General features: G+C 52.7%; 18 protein-coding genes. 3 read left to right on the forward strand and 15 right to left on the reverse strand.

Going from position 1 to position 16,485, the window contains the following annotated elements; translation table 11 throughout:
* The 9 genes from tuf to fkpA all read right to left on the reverse strand — a co-directional run.
* Positions 1 to 1,157, reverse strand: a 1,157-nt coding sequence (tuf, locus tag OGY10_RS21365) for an elongation factor Tu (protein WP_049283081.1), incomplete at its 3' end; no start/stop codon positions are given.
* A 69-nt stretch (positions 1,158 to 1,226) separates the two neighbouring features.
* A complete protein-coding gene (gene fusA, locus OGY10_RS21370) occupies positions 1,227 to 3,341 on the reverse strand; it encodes an elongation factor G (protein WP_003023659.1) in 2,115 nt (704 codons plus the stop codon).
* 96 nt (positions 3,342 to 3,437) lie between these two features.
* A complete protein-coding gene (gene rpsG, locus OGY10_RS21375) occupies positions 3,438 to 3,908 on the reverse strand; it encodes a 30S ribosomal protein S7 (RefSeq protein WP_003023657.1) in 471 nt (156 codons plus the stop codon).
* A gap of 95 nt (positions 3,909 to 4,003) precedes the next feature.
* Positions 4,004 to 4,378: a 30S ribosomal protein S12 gene (gene rpsL, locus OGY10_RS21380; RefSeq protein ID WP_003023654.1), complete on the reverse strand. Its 375-nt coding sequence runs from the start codon at positions 4,376 to 4,378 to the stop codon at positions 4,004 to 4,006.
* A 125-nt stretch (positions 4,379 to 4,503) separates the two neighbouring features.
* Entirely contained in the window at positions 4,504 to 4,791 is a 288-nt protein-coding gene (tusB, locus tag OGY10_RS21385; RefSeq protein WP_008786292.1) for a sulfurtransferase complex subunit TusB, read from the reverse strand.
* Between the two features lie 7 nt (positions 4,792 to 4,798).
* A complete protein-coding gene (gene tusC, locus OGY10_RS21390) occupies positions 4,799 to 5,158 on the reverse strand; it encodes a sulfurtransferase complex subunit TusC (RefSeq protein WP_191226721.1) in 360 nt (119 codons plus the stop codon).
* Complete coding sequence (gene tusD / locus OGY10_RS21395) at positions 5,158 to 5,544, reverse strand: sulfurtransferase complex subunit TusD (protein WP_128611218.1); 387 nt, start codon at positions 5,542 to 5,544, stop codon at positions 5,158 to 5,160. The genes tusC and tusD overlap by 1 nt, the downstream gene beginning before the upstream one ends.
* Positions 5,544 to 6,266, reverse strand: a complete 723-nt coding sequence (locus tag OGY10_RS21400) for a helix-turn-helix transcriptional regulator (protein ID WP_003023643.1) — start codon at positions 6,264 to 6,266, stop codon at positions 5,544 to 5,546. The genes tusD and OGY10_RS21400 overlap by 1 nt, the downstream gene beginning before the upstream one ends.
* Before the next feature lie 167 nt (positions 6,267 to 6,433).
* Complete coding sequence (fkpA, locus tag OGY10_RS21405; protein WP_003827768.1) at positions 6,434 to 7,252, reverse strand: FKBP-type peptidyl-prolyl cis-trans isomerase; 819 nt, start codon at positions 7,250 to 7,252, stop codon at positions 6,434 to 6,436.
* A gap of 232 nt (positions 7,253 to 7,484) precedes the next feature.
* Here fkpA and OGY10_RS21410 point away from each other — a divergent pair, with 232 nt between their 5' ends.
* Positions 7,485 to 7,703 (forward strand): protein SlyX, encoded by a 219-nt coding sequence (locus tag OGY10_RS21410; protein ID WP_003023639.1) that lies wholly within the window; start codon positions 7,485 to 7,487, stop codon positions 7,701 to 7,703.
* 113 nt (positions 7,704 to 7,816) lie between these two features.
* Here OGY10_RS21410 and slyD read toward each other — a convergent pair whose 3' ends face one another.
* From slyD to kefG, 4 genes are all read right to left on the reverse strand, one after another.
* On the reverse strand, positions 7,817 to 8,428 hold the full coding sequence (gene slyD / locus OGY10_RS21415) for a peptidylprolyl isomerase (RefSeq protein ID WP_191226720.1): 612 nt from the start codon (positions 8,426 to 8,428) through the stop codon (positions 7,817 to 7,819).
* 94 nt (positions 8,429 to 8,522) lie between these two features.
* Positions 8,523 to 8,723: a YheV family putative zinc ribbon protein gene (locus OGY10_RS21420; RefSeq protein WP_003023632.1), complete on the reverse strand. Its 201-nt coding sequence runs from the start codon at positions 8,721 to 8,723 to the stop codon at positions 8,523 to 8,525.
* Positions 8,724 to 8,732: 9 nt separating this feature from the next.
* On the reverse strand, positions 8,733 to 10,538 hold the full coding sequence (kefB, locus tag OGY10_RS21425; protein ID WP_003827759.1) for a glutathione-regulated potassium-efflux system protein KefB: 1,806 nt from the start codon (positions 10,536 to 10,538) through the stop codon (positions 8,733 to 8,735).
* A complete protein-coding gene (gene kefG, locus OGY10_RS21430) occupies positions 10,538 to 11,089 on the reverse strand; it encodes a glutathione-regulated potassium-efflux system ancillary protein KefG (RefSeq protein ID WP_003023629.1) in 552 nt (183 codons plus the stop codon). Before kefG ends, kefB begins: the two co-directional genes overlap by 1 nt.
* Before the next feature lie 132 nt (positions 11,090 to 11,221).
* On the opposite strand from kefG, the gene OGY10_RS21435 reads away from it, so the two are divergent.
* Entirely contained in the window at positions 11,222 to 13,123 is a 1,902-nt protein-coding gene (locus OGY10_RS21435; protein ID WP_003827754.1) for an ABC transporter ATP-binding protein, read from the forward strand.
* 52 nt (positions 13,124 to 13,175) lie between these two features.
* Here the strand turns inward: OGY10_RS21435 and OGY10_RS21440 are convergent, their stop codons facing one another.
* On the reverse strand, positions 13,176 to 14,666 hold the full coding sequence (locus OGY10_RS21440) for a nicotinate phosphoribosyltransferase (RefSeq protein WP_191226719.1): 1,491 nt from the start codon (positions 14,664 to 14,666) through the stop codon (positions 13,176 to 13,178).
* Between the two features lie 14 nt (positions 14,667 to 14,680).
* Positions 14,681 to 15,541 carry a ribose-phosphate diphosphokinase gene (gene prs, locus OGY10_RS21445; protein ID WP_008786297.1) on the reverse strand — a complete coding sequence of 287 codons (861 nt, stop codon included), beginning with the start codon at positions 15,539 to 15,541 and terminating at the stop codon, positions 14,681 to 14,683.
* A 191-nt stretch (positions 15,542 to 15,732) separates the two neighbouring features.
* Here prs and OGY10_RS21450 point away from each other — a divergent pair, with 191 nt between their 5' ends.
* Complete coding sequence (locus OGY10_RS21450) at positions 15,733 to 16,452, forward strand: NUDIX domain-containing protein (protein ID WP_008786298.1); 720 nt, start codon at positions 15,733 to 15,735, stop codon at positions 16,450 to 16,452.
* The last annotated feature ends 33 nt before the right edge of the window (positions 16,453 to 16,485 follow it).

Here is a 16,485-nt window from a genome sequence, read left to right on the forward strand (position 1 = left end):
GCACCAACAGTACGGCCGCCTTCACGGATTGCGAAACGCAGACCGTCGTCCATCGCGATTGGGTGGATCAGGGTAACAACCATTTTGATGTTGTCGCCCGGCATTACCATCTCTACGCCTTCTGGCAGTTCGATGGTACCAGTCACGTCAGTAGTACGGAAGTAGAACTGCGGACGGTAGCCTTTGAAGAACGGAGTATGACGGCCGCCTTCGTCTTTGGACAGAATGTACACTTCAGATTCGAACTTGGTGTGCGGCTTGATAGAGCCCGGCTTAGCCAGTACCTGACCACGTTCGATTTCTTCACGTTTGATACCACGCAGCAGAACACCAACGTTCTCACCAGCACGGCCTTCGTCCAGCAGTTTGCGGAACATTTCAACGCCAGTACAGGTAGACTTAGCAGTCTCTTTGATACCAACGATTTCAACTTCTTCACCAACTTTGATGATACCGCGCTCTACACGACCGGTAACAACGGTACCACGACCGGAGATGGAGAATACGTCTTCGATAGGCAGCAGGAACGGCTTGTCAATCGCACGCTCTGGTTCTGGGATGTAAGAATCCAGGAAGCCAGCCAGTTCGATAATTTTCGCTTCCCACTCTGCTTCGCCTTCCAGCGCTTTCAGAGCAGAACCACGAACGATCGGAGTGTCGTCGCCCGGGAAATCGTACTGAGACAGAAGTTCACGAACTTCCATTTCTACCAGTTCCAGCAGCTCTTCGTCATCAACCATGTCGCATTTGTTCAGGAACACGATGATGTACGGAACGCCTACCTGACGACCCAGCAGGATGTGCTCACGAGTCTGCGGCATCGGGCCGTCAGTCGCAGCAACAACCAGGATCGCGCCGTCCATCTGCGCAGCACCGGTGATCATGTTTTTAACATAGTCGGCGTGGCCCGGGCAGTCTACGTGTGCGTAGTGGCGAGTCGGGGTGTCGTATTCAACGTGAGAAGTGTTGATGGTGATACCACGAGCTTTTTCTTCCGGCGCGTTATCGATCTGGTCGAATGCACGAGCAGCACCGCCGTAGGTTTTAGCCAGTACGGTAGTGATTGCAGCGGTCAGGGTAGTTTTACCGTGGTCAACGTGGCCGATGGTGCCGACGTTAACGTGCGGTTTTGTACGTTCAAATTTTTCTTTAGACACGGCTATATTCCTTACTATAGTGCTCTCCCCTATGGAGAGAGCACGGGACTTAGGTTTTAATCCTGTGGATTATTTACCACGGGCTTCAATAACGGCCTGAGCAACGTTGTTCGGCGCATCGTCGTACTTCAGGAACTCCATGGAGTAAGAAGCACGGCCTTTGGTCAGAGAACGCAGCTGGGTTGCATATCCGAACATTTCAGACAGCGGAACTTCAGCATGGATAACAACGCCAGTGACGTTGGATTCCTGACCACGAAGCATACCACGACGGCGGCTCAAGTCACCGATTACGTCACCGGTGTTCTCTTCCGGAGTCTCTACTTCAACCTTCATGATAGGCTCAAGCAGAACTGGTTTCGCTTTCTTAAAGCCATCTTTGAAGGCGATAGAAGCGGCCAGTTTAAACGCCAGCTCAGAGGAGTCAACGTCATGGTAAGAACCGAAGTGCAGACGCACGCCCAGATCAACAACCGGGTAACCAGCCAGCGGGCCAGATTTCAGCTGTTCCTGGATGCCTTTATCAACGGCCGGGATGTATTCGCCAGGAATTACACCACCTTTGATGTCGTTGATGAACTCGTAGCCTTTCGGGTTTGAACCCGGCTCCAGCGGGTACATGTCGATAACAACATGACCGTACTGACCGCGACCACCAGACTGCTTAGCGTGTTTACCTTCGATATCGGTAACTTTCGCGCGAATCGCTTCGCGGTAAGCAACCTGAGGTTTACCGACGTTCGCTTCAACGTTGAATTCACGCTTCATACGGTCAACGATGATGTCGAGGTGCAGCTCACCCATACCAGCGATAATGGTCTGGTTAGATTCTTCGTCAGTCCATACGCGGAATGACGGGTCTTCTTTAGCCAGACGGCCCAGAGCCAGACCCATTTTTTCCTGGTCAGCTTTGGTTTTCGGTTCTACCGCGATGGAAATTACCGGCTCAGGGAATTCCATACGTTCCAGAATGATCGGGTGATCCGGGTCACACAGAGTGTCACCAGTGGTCACGTCTTTCAGACCGATTGCAGCAGCGATATCGCCCGCGCGAACTTCTTTGATCTCTTCACGTTTGTTAGCGTGCATCTGTACGATACGGCCGAAACGTTCACGTGCAGTTTTCACGGAGTTCAGGATGGTGTCACCGGAGTTAACCACACCAGAGTACACGCGGAAGAAGGTCAGGTTACCCACGAACGGGTCAGTAGCGATTTTGAATGCCAGAGCAGCAAACGGCTCGTCATCGCTAGCATGACGCTCAGCAGGAGTATCTTTACCGTCGTCCAGAATACCGTTGATCGCAGGTACGTCTACTGGGGATGGCAGGTAATCAATTACCGCATCCAGCATCGCCTGAACACCTTTGTTCTTGAACGCAGAACCACAGGTTACCAGGATGATTTCGTTGTTCAGAACGCGCTGACGCAGAGCTTTTTTGATCTCTTCTTCAGTCAGTTCTTCACCACCCAGGTATTTCTCCATCAGCTCTTCTGAAGCTTCTGCAGCGGACTCGATCAGGTTCTGGTGCCATTCTTCAGCCAGTTCCTGCATGTCAGCCGGGATATCTTCATAAGTGAAGGTTACACCTGCATCTTCTTCGTTCCAGTTGATGGCTTTCATTTTCACCAGGTCAACAACACCGGTGAACGCTTCTTCAGCGCCAATTGCCAGCTGCAGCGGAACAGGGTTCGCGCCCAGACGGGTTTTGATCTGACCAACAACTTTCAGGAAGTTCGCACCCATACGGTCCATTTTGTTAACGAACGCAATGCGCGGAACTTTATATTTGTTTGCCTGACGCCATACGGTTTCAGACTGAGGCTGAACACCACCAACTGCGCAGTAAACCATTACTGCACCATCAAGCACACGCATGGAACGTTCTACTTCGATAGTGAAGTCAACGTGCCCCGGGGTGTCGATGATGTTTACGCGATGCGGTTCATACTGCTTAGCCATACCAGACCAGAATGCAGTAGTCGCTGCGGAGGTGATAGTAATACCACGTTCCTGCTCCTGCTCCATCCAGTCCATGGTGGCTGCGCCGTCATGAACTTCACCGATTTTATGGTTTACACCGGTGTAGAACAGAATACGTTCGGTAGTAGTGGTTTTACCGGCGTCGATGTGCGCACTGATACCGATGTTACGGTAGCGCGCGATGGGTGTTGTACGAGCCATTTGATTCCTCGTTTATCTTTTAGGCGTTCAATTTAAGTAGCCCAAAGCGGGCTGCTTACTAGAAGCGCCCGCCTGGTGACTAAAACTCCGAAGGGATTACCAACGGTAGTGTGCGAACGCCTTGTTGGCTTCTGCCATACGGTGAACGTCTTCACGTTTCTTAACTGCAGTACCTTTGTTTTCTGCAGCATCAGAAAGTTCGTTCGCCAGGCGCAGAGCCATGGATTTATCACCGCGTTTACGAGCAGCTTCAACGATCCAACGCATTGCCAGAGCATTACGACGGACCGGACGGACTTCAACTGGTACCTGATAAGTAGAACCACCAACGCGGCGAGACTTAACTTCGACAGTCGGGCGCACGTTTTCGAGAGCTACTTCGAAAGCTTCCAGTTCGTTTTTACCAGAACGCTGAGCCAGGGTCTCCAGCGCGCTGTATACGATAGTTTCGGCAGTAGATTTTTTACCATCTACCATCAGGATATTTACAAATTTAGCCAGCAGTTCTGATCCGAACTTCGGATCCGGCAGAATTTTACGCTGACCAATGACGCGACGACGTGGCATGGAAATACTCCGTTGTTAATTCAGGATTGTCCAAAACTCTAAGAGTTTAGTTTGACATTAATATAAAACGTTTGGCCTTACTTAACGGAGAACCATTAAGCCTTAGGACGTTTCACGCCATACTTGGAGCGTGATTGCTTACGGTCTTTAACGCCGGAGCAGTCAAGCGCACCACGAACGGTGTGGTAACGAACACCCGGGAGGTCTTTTACACGACCGCCACGGATCAGGATCACGGAGTGCTCCTGCAGGTTGTGACCTTCACCACCGATGTAGGAAGTCACTTCAAAACCGTTAGTCAGACGAACACGGCAAACTTTACGCAGTGCGGAGTTCGGTTTTTTAGGAGTGGTAGTATATACACGAGTACATACGCCACGTTTCTGCGGGCATGCTTCCAGCGCAGGCACGTTGCTTTTTGCAACTTTGCGTGCACGTGGTTTGCGTACCAGCTGGTTAACTGTTGCCATTAAATAGCTCCTGGTTTTAGCTTTTGCTTCGTAAACACGTAATAAAACGACCTCATACAATATGAGGACGCAGAATTTTAGGTCGGTGTCGAAAAGGTGTCAAGAAATATACAACGATCCCACAATTACCAGGACATCTGGCTGGGATGCTTCACCGTAAGTCTGACGAAGTCAGTATAGCTAACCCTGACGACACTGTCTGAAATTTGACCACTCAAACCGCGAGCCTTAATGTCTTCTTCCAGTACATAGACCTTAATGGAGGCATTTTGCAGACTTTCAAGGAAACGGCTGCCTTCGATTGCCGCCGTCACACCATCCTGGAGCAATAAAAGCTCATCGTCTTTATCTACCAGGCGAAGAAGAGAGGAGAAATCGGTAAGCCACGCGGAGCGATGTAGTGTGTGCAGCATGAGAGTCTCAAAACCTTAAAATGACGTCAAAGTTGCCTATCTCACGGCGTAAATCTTCCGGTTCAAGCGCTGTCGCATCGACCACAAAATTAACCCCCTGCTGAAGGCCCCGCTCGCGTAATGAAGCGGCGCACAGCCAACATTGATCGATATCGTACAACCCTAACAGCTTGAAGGTTGCGATATAGTCTCGCGCCAGCACGGCATCCGGTTGTTGTCCCTGGAGGATTTGAAAGACGCCATCGCCGATAAAAAACACGCCGAGGTCTTCCGTTAATGCAGATGTCGCCAGCAATGCATCTAACCCTTCACGGCCAGATGCACTGCCGTGCGGTACGGTAGAAAAGACAAAAGCAACACGTTTCATCAGAACTGCACCACGCGATCGCAGGTCAGGGATGCCTCAGCCAGCGATCCAAGTCCGCTGAGGTTAAAACCTGATTGTAAATTAGCCCCTGACAGCCCCAGCCGCTTTGCCTCAGTTTCATCAACAATGCCGCGACGCAACGCCGCCGCCACGCAGATATTCAGCGTTACACCATGTTGTTGGTTCAGCTGTTGCCAGGCCCGCACCAGATCATATTCATCACTGGCGGGTGAAGTCAGTAAGTTGGCGTTATATACACCTTCTCGATAGAAAAAGACGCTGCATAACTCATGCCCTTCTTCGAGTAGCGCGTGTGCAAATTGCAACGCGCTGCTCGCCTGCTGCGTGCCATAAGCAGGCCCTGTCACCATGATGGCAAAACGCATTACTTGTCTTGCCCCTGGAAATCGCCGCTTTTGAACTGACGAATATAGAGGTAGACCGTATGTTTGGAGATGTTCAGCCGATCGGCGACCTGATTGATGGCATCTTTAATATCGAAGATGCCTTTCTCATATAAATTCAGGACGATCTGGCGGTTCTTCGCGTTGTTGGAAACATTGCGATCGGCATTCACTTCTTCGATCGTGAATTCCAGCGTCTGGGTAACCAGATCTTCCACCGAAGAAGCGAAGTTGACGGCAGAGCCCACTTCCGGGGTTTCCGGTGGGATAAAGGTATTCATTATCTGCGAGAAAGGAACATCAAGATTCATGTTGATGCACAGCAGACCAATCACGCGATGCTCACGGTTGCGAATGGCAATCGTCACCGACTTCATCAAGACACCGCTTTTCGCACGTGTGAAGTAACACTTCGACACGCTGCTATCCGCACCCGTCATATCATGCAGCATACGCAACGCAAGGTCAGTAATCGGTGAGCCAATTTTACGGCCCGTGTGTTCACCGTTAGCAATGCGGATGGCCGAGCATTTCAAATCCTGCAAAGAGTGCAATACGATTTCACAATGGGAACCAATGAGCATCGCCAACCCGTCCACTACCGCTTCGTAGGATTTGAGGATATCGAAGTCGGTTTGATCGAAAGGACGTTGATCCAGCAAATCTAGCTCACTGGTTTCGTTGGTTAAAAGCGACCTGGACATGAAAAAAAGCACTCCTTTTCAGGAGCCTGTCGTTATGTTGTCAGGGCAGGCTCATCACTATTATAGGGGCATCTAAAGTAATACAGCGCACAAGGCGCTTTCCAGTATTAATTATATCCTGTCGATAATAAAAAACCGCCGCCCTGTGGGCGGCGGTTTCTGTTAGCTTATTTTTTGCTGCTGTCTGCAGCTTTATCTGCCGGTGCAGCATCTGGCTGCGCGTCAGCTTTCGGTGCCGGTTTGATGTCTAACAGTTCAACATCAAAGACCAGCGTAGAGTTGGCCGGAATACCCGGGACGCCCGTTTTGCCGTAAGCCAGATCCGGTGGGATAACCAGCTGGATTTTGCCGCCTTTCTTGATGTTTTTCAGGCCTTCAGTCCAGCCAGGGATGACACCGTCAAGACGGAAAGACAGCGGCTCACCACGGGTGTAGGAGTTATCAAACTCTTTACCATCGATCAGCGTACCTTTGTAGTTAACTACCACGGTATCGCTGTCTTTCGGTGCAGCGCCAGTACCTTCTTTCTCTACTTTGTAGACCAGGCCAGTAGAAGAGGTTTTAACGCCTTTCTCTTTAGCAAATTTCTCGCGGTAAACTTTACCTTTGGCTTCGTTGTCAGCCGCGTCTTTTTCCATTTTCGCCTGAGCGGAGCTCTTCACGCGCGCTTCAAACGCCTGCAGAGTTTGTTCGATTTCCTGGTCAGACAGTTTGCTCTTGTCTGCAAACGCATCCTGAACACCAGCGATCAGCTGATCTTTATCCAGTTTGATACCCAGTTTTTCCTGCTCTTTCAGAGAGTTTTCCATATAACGACCCAGGGACGCGCCCAGCGCGTAAGCGGCTTTTTGGTCGTCATTCTTGAATGCTGCTTTGCTGTCAGCAGTAGCGGCTGGTTTCGCAGCATCAGCAGCGAAGGTGATCGGGGCATGCAGAGCAACAGCCATTGTGGTCGCCAGCAGCGTTACTTTAAACAGTGATTTCATCCATATCTCCAGGGCCGGGGCATCTCACCCCAGGGTTAGCTAACATAAAAATGTACTATAAAGCGTTGCAGAACAAATCAACATACAGGCACGCCCTATTATCACCACTTTTCAGACTCTTTTTGTTTAAATTAGTTTCGTTACCGAAGATTGAGTGCTGTGCAAACAAGCAAAGTTAAGTAGAATTCGCCGCAGTCCGCGATCTGCCGGAGAAAAAAGAAAGAGGTGAATCATGCAGGATACAACAATGGAAACTCGCCTGGCTGAACTGGAAAGTCGCCTGGCATTTCAGGAGATCACCATTGAAGAGCTCAACGTGACGGTGACCGCGCATGAACTGGAAATGGCCAAACTGCGCGACCATCTGCGTCTGCTGACGGAAAAGCTCAAAGCAACGCAGCCGTCCCACATTGCGTCACAGTCTGAAGAGACCCCGCCGCCACATTATTGAGACGTAAAAAAAGCGGGGATATCCCCGCTTTTTTGTGCCGGATGACGACGTAAACGTCTTATCCGGCCTACGGTAGGCCTGATAAGCGTAGCGCCATCAGGCAATCATACCGATCAGTGGCAACCGCAGCCGCCGCCGTTACCTTTACCGCCACCGCCGCAGCAGCCTTCGCCGCCGTGCTCGTGACCATGGTCGTGACCGTGGCCGTGACCACCGCAGCAACCGTCATGACCGTGGTCATGATCGTGGTCGTGACCGTGCGCACCGTGAACGTGGCCGTGAGCCAGTTCTTCTTCGGTCGCTTCGCGGATAGCAACAACTTCTACGTTGAATTTCAGATTCTGGCCAGCCAGCATGTGGTTACCGTCAACCACAACGTGGTCGTCTTCCACTTCGGTAATTTCTACCGGTACTGGACCCTGGTCAGTTTCAGCCAGGAAACGCATGCCAACCTGCAGTTCGTCAACGCCCATGAAGACGTCTTTAGGAACGCGCTGCACCAGGTTTTCGTCGTACTGACCGTATGCGTCGTTTGAGCCAACAGCAACATCGAATTTGTCGCCAACTTCATGACCGTCCAGCGCTGTTTCCAGGCCAGAAATCAGGGAACCGTGACCATGCAGGTAGTCCAGCGGTGCACTCACCGGAGACTCATCAACCAACACACCGTCTTCTGTACGTACCTGATAGGCCAGGCTGACCACCAGGTCCTTTGCTACTTTCATGATATCTCCTGAGCATGGAAAGAATAGTGGCGCAGATTGTAGCGGAATTCTGCACCCGTGTACCCTCTAGCTTAAAAAAAGCTGCGCCATATCGCTAGTCCGGATGAAAAATCCCGATCACTTGCTCTTCTTTGCGAACGTGCTCGCGCGCCTCTTTATCGGCTTCCCGCATCTGATGACCGCACTTAACACACTCAACAATATCGATATTATTTTCGCGCCACATCGCCAGCGTATCCTGCGACTGGCAGGACGGACATTTTGCACCTGCGATAAAACGTTTACGAATTGCCATGGTTATCCTCTACTCAAATTCATCCCAGCCATCCAGCTGACGTCGCTCTTGCTGCATCTCTCGTTGGAAAATTTCCTCCAGCTCGCGCCGGGCTTCCCTGGCTCGAGAGATTTGTACCGTATCTGTATGCATGGGGATCAGTTCCCGCAGCATGCGCATATCCAGCCGCCGAAAATGCAGCTGAGCGCGCTGAGCCTGGTGTGGATGCATTCCCAGTGTAACCAGCGTCTTACGCCCCAACTCCAGCGCACTGGAGAACGTTTCGCGGGAAAACTGCGTCACACCAGCCTGTAATAACTCATGCGCCTCTACACGTCCGCGCGCTCGCGCAAGAATATGCAAATGCGGAAAATACTGTTGGCACAGTTCCACCAGTTTCATGGTGTCTTCAGGCTCATTACAGGTAATAACAATAGACTGAGCCGCCTCTGCCCCTGCGGAGCGCAACAGTTCCACCTGCGTGGCATCACCGTAATAAACCTTATAGCCATATTTACGCATCAGATTCACCGCGCTGATATCCCGCTCCAAAACGGTAATGCGCATTTTATTGGCCATCAACAGGCGACCAATAACCTGACCAAAACGCCCAAACCCCACCACAATCACCTGCGGTTTATCATCTTCCACCCAGGGTTTTTCATCTTCCTCATCCGTGCCGTTAAACTGGCGGGAGAGCCATTTGTCGATCAGCTTCATCACCAGCGGCGTGGTCATCATCGACAGCGTGACGGTCACCAGCAACAACGCCATTTGGTCGCCCTGAAACAGCCGTTGCGAGGATGCCGTTGAAAACAGCACGAAAGCGAATTCACCCCCCTGACTTAAAACCCCGGCAAATTGCATCCGTTCAGAGCTTCTCATGCCGTTAAGACGCGCCAGCACATACAACACCAGCATTTTTACGACCACCAGCACTATCACGCTCGCTGCCACCCACAGAATATGGGTGTAGAGCACACCGAGGTTGAGCGACATGCCAACGGAGATAAAAAACAGCCCGAGCAACAGGCCTTTAAACGGATCGATTGCCGTTTCCAGCTCATGTCGGTATTCGCTTTCCGCCAGCAGCACGCCCGCGATAAACGTTCCCAGCGCCATTGACAGCCCCAGCGCATCCATAAATAAAGCAGAACCCAGCACCAACAGCAGCGTGGCAGCGGTGAACACTTCCCGCACGCCAGAATCCGCAATAAAGCGGAAAACCGGACGCAGCAAATAGCGACCGCCAATCAGCATGCCGGCAAAGGCCAGCACCTTCATTCCCACTTTGATCCAGTCAAAATGTTCGTCAGCAGAACCCGCCAGCAGCGGAACCAGTGCCAGCGCGGGGATCACCGCCAGATCCTGAAACAGCAGTACCGAAAAACCCAGTTGTCCGGATTCACTGCGGTTCATGCCTTTTTCGCGCATCAACTGTAGCGCCATAGCGGTCGATGACATCGCCAGACCAATGCCGCCAACCACTGCCGCCTGCCAGGAGAACGCAGTGAGCATCAATAATCCGGCCAGCACCACCGCGCTCAGCATCACCTGCGCGGCACCGACGCCAAAAATTGAACGCCGCAGTTGCCACAGTTTGGCGGGATTAAGTTCCAGCCCAATGATGAACATCAGAAAGACTACGCCCAGCTCGGAAAAATGCAGGATTTCATCCACATCGCTGATAAATCCTAATCCCCACGGGCCGATAGCAATACCCGCCAGCAAGTAACCCAGCACCGGACCGATACCCAGCTTTGAGGCCAAGGGAACTGCAGCCACCGCCGCGAAGAGGAACAACACTCCCGCTGTCAATAAATCAGAACCTTCCATCAGCGGCCTCCCACAGGGATCGGATTCGCCAGCCAGTCACCATACGCTTTCGCATGGCTGTCCAGCTCCTGCTTCGTTTGCCGTCTGGCCCAGTAAACGATAATTGGGCTCATCCAGTGCATGCGGCACATACCGGCCGTTAGCTCGAAAGGGCGCAGCACATCGCTCATTGGATAACGGTTTAGCGCGTCATAGCGATAGGCACTTTCCGGTTCTCCGGTAGTGATAACGCTACGCCAATACTTTCCCGCCAGTTGATTCCCTCCGGGACCGCTGGCAAATCCGCGGCTCAGTACGCGGTCAAGCCATTCCTTTAACAGCGCCGGACAACTATAGGTATAGAGTGGGTGCTGAAAAACAATCACATCATGCTCACGCAGCAGCGCCTGTTCATGCGGAATATCGATAAAAAAATCAGGATAGTGCGCGTAAAGGTCGTGCACGGTAACATTGCTGAGCTGCATGGCCGGTTTAAGCAGAACACGGTTCGCGACCGAGTCCTGAGATTCCGGATGGGCATACAGCAGCAAGACTTTCGCTGGCTGGAACATCATCCCCCTCCCGGTTTTGTCTTTTGTCTATTTTCGACGTTTTGGGCTACCATTGCGCCTCGGTGCGGCAAACGGCCCGCACATTACATTATCATAATGATAAATTAACATAGTCTGAACATACGGCGCCTTATGATTGTTTTCTCATCGTTACAAATTCGTCGCGGCGTGCGCGTCTTGCTGGACAATGCCACGGCCACCATTAATCCTGGGCAGAAGGTTGGCCTGGTGGGTAAAAATGGCTGCGGTAAATCTACCCTGCTGGCATTGCTGAAAAATGAACTCAGCGCCGACGCTGGAGGATTTACCTATCCGGGAAACTGGCAGCTCGCGTGGGTGAATCAGGAAACGCCTGCGTTGCCACAGCCCGCGCTGGAATACGTCATTGACGGCGACCGCGAGTATCGTCAACTGGAAGCGCAGTTGAACGACGCCAACGAACGTAACGATGGACATGCCATTGCCACCGTCCATGGCAAGCTGGATGCCATCGACGCCTGGACCGTGCGCTCACGCGCCGCCAGCCTGCTGCATGGCCTCGGCTTCTCCAACGAACAGCTTGAGCGCCCGGTCAGCGACTTCTCCGGTGGCTGGCGTATGCGTCTCAACCTGGCCCAGGCGCTGATTTGCCGTTCAGACCTACTGCTGCTCGATGAACCGACCAACCACCTCGATCTCGACGCGGTGATCTGGCTGGAAAGATGGTTGAAAAGTTATCAGGGCACGCTGATTTTGATCTCCCACGATCGCGACTTCCTCGATCCGGTAGTAGATAAAATTATTCATATCGAACAGCAAACCATGTTCGAGTACACCGGCAACTACAGCGCGTTTGAAATCCAGCGTGCGACCCGCCTCGCACAGCAACAGGCAATGTACGAAAGCCAGCAGGAGCGCGTGGCGCATCTGCAAAGCTATATCGATCGTTTCCGCGCTAAAGCAACGAAAGCGAAGCAGGCACAGAGCCGTATCAAAATGCTGGAACGTATGGAGCTGATTGCCCCAGCGCACGTGGACAACCCGTTCCACTTCAGCTTCCGTGAGCCGGAAAGCCTGCCAAACCCGCTGTTGAAGATGGAAAAGGTTAGCGCTGGCTACGGCGATCGCGTCATTCTCGATTCGATCAAACTGAATCTGGTGCCGGGTTCCCGCATCGGCCTGCTCGGTCGCAACGGCGCGGGTAAATCGACGCTGATTAAGCTGCTGGCCGGCGAACTGGCCCCAATCAGCGGTGAGATTGGCCTGGCGAAAGGCATCAAACTGGGCTACTTCGCGCAGCACCAGCTGGAGTTTTTACGCGCCGATGAATCACCCATTCAGCATCTGGCACGCATGGCGCCGCAGGAACTGGAGCAGAAACTGCGTGACTACCTGGGTGGATTCGGCTTCCAGGGCGATAAAGTCAGCGAAGAGACACGCCGCTTCTCCGGTGGCGAAAAAGCGCGTCTGGTACTGGCGTTGATCGTCTGGCAGCGCCCTAACCTGCTGCTGCTCGATGAACCAACCAACCACCTGGACCTGGATATGCGTCAGGCGCTGACCGAGGCGCTGATCGATTTTGAAGGCGCGCTGGTTGTCGTCTCGCACGACCGTCACCTGATCCGCTCCACCACCGACGACCTCTATCTGGTACACGACAAGAAAGTCGAGCCGTTTGATGGCGATCTGGAGGATTATCAGCAGTGGCTGAGCGATGTCCAGAAACAGGAAAACCAGGGCGACGAACCGGCGAAAGAGAGCGTTAACAGCGCCCAGGCGCGTAAAGACCAGAAGCGCCGCGAAGCGGAACTGCGCTCCCTGACGCAGCCGCTGCGTAAAGAGATTACCCGTCTGGAAAAAGAGATGGAGAAACTGCACGCACAGCTGGCGCAGGCGGAAGAAAAACTCGGCGACAGCGAACTGTACGACCAAAGTCGCAAAGCCGAACTTACCGCCTGTTTGCAGCAGCAGGCCAGTGCGAAATCCGGGCTGGAAGAGTGTGAAATGGCCTGGCTGGAGGCTCAGGAACAGCTTGAGCAGATGTTGGCCGAGTAGTCATCATTGCCGGATCCGACGCCAACACGTCTCATCCGGCATTTTTGTTGAATTATCCCTGTGTCGCCAGACGCTGGCGGATTTCTTCGAAATGCTCGCGGTTAAACAGCTTGCCGTTGAGAAAACGAGTTTTCAGCTCCCCTTCCTGCTCTTGCTCCCAGGTCTGTTCGTCATGCAGACGCAGTTCCCCTTGCTCATCACGTGTGACGCGAAGCAGACCACGGGCTGAACGTTTCAGACCATTATCAGTTTTCGGTTCTTTAAAAATCGTCCGGCCTTTGCCGTCGACTTCTCCCCACGTCGCTTTCATCGCAAAACCAAAGGTGTCACGTGTGTTGTATTGATAAGTAAAAGAACCAACGCCAAACACGACGTTTGAACTGGCAAATCCTTTCGCTTCCAGACGACGCAGGATCTCATTCGCTCGCTCAAGGGTGATGGAGTCGCCATAAATCAGTCCGACATGCGGGTCGAGCACCTTGTAACCTTTGGCGTTAATCGTGCCGCCAAAAATCTCCCACAGCACTTCCACGGACCCTTTCTCCTGAGCGGTACGATCGCTGCTTGTATCGTTATCTTCGCCAGTACCACACAGGATCTCCACCGGGTTGCCGCTATCCGGACGGAATACCACCCGACCTTCACGCGCCAGAATGATGCTTTTCAGTTCGCGGGTATATTCCGTCAGCACCTGCCAGTAGTCCCAGGTATCAGAGACTATCGATACAAATCCTTGCGGGTAGAGATCGGCAATCAGGCGGCGGAAGGTTTCAATCTCATGCTCGCGCTCACCCATACACATCACGCTGTGTTCGGTTGCCGGAATGCTGGCGCCGATAAAATAGGGCTCGCCGTCGGTGTAGTAATCGCGGGCGTACAGAAGAGATGGAATACTGTCGGTCCCTTTAAAGCTCAACAAATGCCCACTGCCCGCCTGCATGGTGTCCTGTAATCCGGACATACCGCGAAATGAAAAGTCATGGCACTGGAAGTCAAGGTGCGTCAGGTCGCTACAGGTTTGCTCTGCCCAGCGAGCGCAGATTTTGCGGTAGTGGTGAGCTATCGTGGCATTTGTTGACGCCTTCCACAGCTCCGCCGACAGCACGGTCTCCAGGTAATTCACCAGCCAGAAAAACTCGGGTTGGGTGTTGATGATAGTTAAAACCGGTACCGCCATCGGGACTTTGCTGCCTTCATCCAGCGCCTTGATGTGCAGCGGCAGATAGCCCAACTGATGCAGTGCACGAATATGGTCCACCGCCACCGCATCTTTGCCCAGATAGCTGTCCATGACCTGTTTGTATTCGCTGACCACCTCGTCTTCCGGGCGGGCAAAGAACGCCTCATTAAACAGGTCGACTAAAAACCACTGCATAAAACCCTGCAGGCCGAAGAATACCAGTTTGCCATCCGCCAACGGCGAGGAGAAAAAGCGATCGCTGCGCGGGGTAAAGTTGGAATACACGCGATGGGTACCCTGCGGATACTGTACGCGATGAGAAACTTTGTAGCCGTCGATAGCCAGAATCGGGTTCATTTTCATAATCAGTCTCTCCCTCAGGCGCGGTAAATCGCGTCAATATCGATAAGCTCAAGCTGCGGATGTACCAACGCTGGGGCAGCTAAAGAGGTGGTGGTGTAGATAGCGTCAATACCGTTTGCAAACAGGTGATCAACGCCCTTAGAAAAGATACCGTGGGTGACATACAGGCTGACACTGCGGGCGCCAGCATCACGTAACACCTGTGCAGAGCCTATAAACGTACCGCCTGCGTCACACAGATCGTCAACAATCAGCAGATCCCTACCCCTGACGTCTCCGGCCAATAATGCAAATCCCGTCAGGCTGCCGCTTGCCACATCACGTTTTTTGCTCAGGATGGCGTACTGCTCCACACCGGCCACTCTGGCTACGGCATCAATCTTCTTCAGCGATCCCGCATCGGGAGCAACCAGCATCAGCGCGTTTTGCTGAAACAGCCGCGATAATGACGCGCTTTGCATCAGGCAGACCTCCTGGGGGATCGCCACAAAGTTGTCGATTGCAGCCGCCGCCGCATCGCTGTGCGGGTCGAGCACGTTGACCTTGTCAAATTTCAACGTATTGAGCTGACTGGCGAAGACTTTCAGCGCAAAGCTGTCACCCGATACCATATGTCTGTCCTGACGCGCCCACGGCAGCCAGGGAAGGTCGAGATGGCTGACCAGTACATCGGTCTGATGACGTACCGCCTCAACCAGTTGCGCCAGCAGCATAAAATCGTTCATATCGCGCATAGCCGTGGCACGGATGCGCATCAGGCGAGCAAAGGTTGGCAACGCATCGGTGACTTTTAACCAGACAGCACCATCAGGAAAAACACCGCTGGCAACGGCATAGGTCTGGTCGTCCAAAGTTAGTGTCAATTTTATGTTCATCGCGCTCACCTCTTAATTGTGTCCCTTCGACACAATTAATAATGTCCCTGTGACACATATTAAGCAAGCATAAAATGAATTATTTTTAAGCCGTGAGCTAATCCACTGATAAGCAATGAGAAAAAACGAACCTTGCCCCCCGGTGTCGGGCTGGTACACTTGTCAGCGTTACAAATCATCGTGAGTACCTTATGACCACCGAAGCCGACTACCTGAATCAGTACGACGCCAGCCGCTTCCCTTCACCTCTGGTGACGGTAGATAGCGTGTTATTTACCCTGCATCAGCAGGCGCTGTGCGTATTACTGGTCGAGCGGGCAAACCAGCCGCAAAAAGGGCGTTGGGGATTACCCGGCGGCTTTATTGATATCGAAAACGATGATTCAACCCGCGCCACCGCGCTGCGCAAACTCACCGAAAAAACAGGCGTTTCGCCTTCGTGGCTGGAACAACTGGATACCTTTTCTGGCCCTGATCGTGACCCGCGCGGCTGGAGCCTGACGGTCACCTGGTTTGCACTAATCGCCTGGGTAGACTGCGCGCCCCATATCGCCAGCGTCAGCAATGCCCGTTGGGTGCCGGTTGATGAACTGAAAAACTATTCACTCGCGTTTGATCACGAGAAAATCATTACCGCGGCGCTACACCGCTTACGGCAAAAAACGATGTACTCGCTCCTGCCCGTATACTGCTTGCCGGAAACATTTACCCATGGGCAACTGCTCGAAGCCACCGAGGTGATCCTCGGTCAGTCGATCCAGCGTAAAAGTCTGATTCGTCGCTTTGAAGCGTCAGGAATGTTTGAAGATACCGGAGAAAGCGTGGCGACAGGGACGCGTAAAGCCCGCCTGTGGCGACGTAAACCCAACGTCGATTTTCATCTTTTCTCGCGTAACCTGCTGACTGACTAGCGACAAAATCACATATTGGCTAACCCGCACGCG

The sequence above is a fragment of the Citrobacter sp. Cpo148 genome (assembly GCF_030332375.1).
In the GTDB taxonomy this organism is placed as follows: Bacteria; Pseudomonadota; Gammaproteobacteria; order Enterobacterales; family Enterobacteriaceae; genus Citrobacter; species Citrobacter portucalensis.

What these genes read in the sequence shown, in the direction of transcription:
- fusA (WP_003023659.1), bottom strand. Translation starts at nt 3,341, where the DNA reads ATGGCTCGTACAACACCCATCGCGCGCTACCGTAACATCGGTATCAGT.
- rpsG (WP_003023657.1), bottom strand. Translation starts at nt 3,908, where the DNA reads ATGCCACGTCGTCGCGTCATTGGTCAGCGTAAAATTCTGCCGGATCCG.
- rpsL (WP_003023654.1), bottom strand. Translation starts at nt 4,378, where the DNA reads ATGGCAACAGTTAACCAGCTGGTACGCAAACCACGTGCACGCAAAGTT.
- tusB (WP_008786292.1), bottom strand. Translation starts at nt 4,791, where the DNA reads ATGCTGCACACACTACATCGCTCCGCGTGGCTTACCGATTTCTCCTCT.
- tusC (WP_191226721.1), bottom strand. Translation starts at nt 5,158, where the DNA reads ATGAAACGTGTTGCTTTTGTCTTTTCTACCGTACCGCACGGCAGTGCA.
- tusD (WP_128611218.1), bottom strand. Translation starts at nt 5,544, where the DNA reads ATGCGTTTTGCCATCATGGTGACAGGGCCTGCTTATGGCACGCAGCAG.
- OGY10_RS21400 (WP_003023643.1), bottom strand. Translation starts at nt 6,266, where the DNA reads ATGTCCAGGTCGCTTTTAACCAACGAAACCAGTGAGCTAGATTTGCTG.
- fkpA (WP_003827768.1), bottom strand. Translation starts at nt 7,252, where the DNA reads ATGAAATCACTGTTTAAAGTAACGCTGCTGGCGACCACAATGGCTGTT.
- OGY10_RS21410 (WP_003023639.1), top strand. Translation starts at nt 7,485, where the DNA reads ATGCAGGATACAACAATGGAAACTCGCCTGGCTGAACTGGAAAGTCGC.
- slyD (WP_191226720.1), bottom strand. Translation starts at nt 8,428, where the DNA reads ATGAAAGTAGCAAAGGACCTGGTGGTCAGCCTGGCCTATCAGGTACGT.
- OGY10_RS21420 (WP_003023632.1), bottom strand. Translation starts at nt 8,723, where the DNA reads ATGGCAATTCGTAAACGTTTTATCGCAGGTGCAAAATGTCCGTCCTGC.
- kefB (WP_003827759.1), bottom strand. Translation starts at nt 10,538, where the DNA reads ATGGAAGGTTCTGATTTATTGACAGCGGGAGTGTTGTTCCTCTTCGCG.
- kefG (WP_003023629.1), bottom strand. Translation starts at nt 11,089, where the DNA reads ATGTTCCAGCCAGCGAAAGTCTTGCTGCTGTATGCCCATCCGGAATCT.
- OGY10_RS21435 (WP_003827754.1), top strand. Translation starts at nt 11,222, where the DNA reads ATGATTGTTTTCTCATCGTTACAAATTCGTCGCGGCGTGCGCGTCTTG.
- OGY10_RS21440 (WP_191226719.1), bottom strand. Translation starts at nt 14,666, where the DNA reads ATGAAAATGAACCCGATTCTGGCTATCGACGGCTACAAAGTTTCTCAT.
- prs (WP_008786297.1), bottom strand. Translation starts at nt 15,541, where the DNA reads ATGAACATAAAATTGACACTAACTTTGGACGACCAGACCTATGCCGTT.
- OGY10_RS21450 (WP_008786298.1), top strand. Translation starts at nt 15,733, where the DNA reads ATGACCACCGAAGCCGACTACCTGAATCAGTACGACGCCAGCCGCTTC.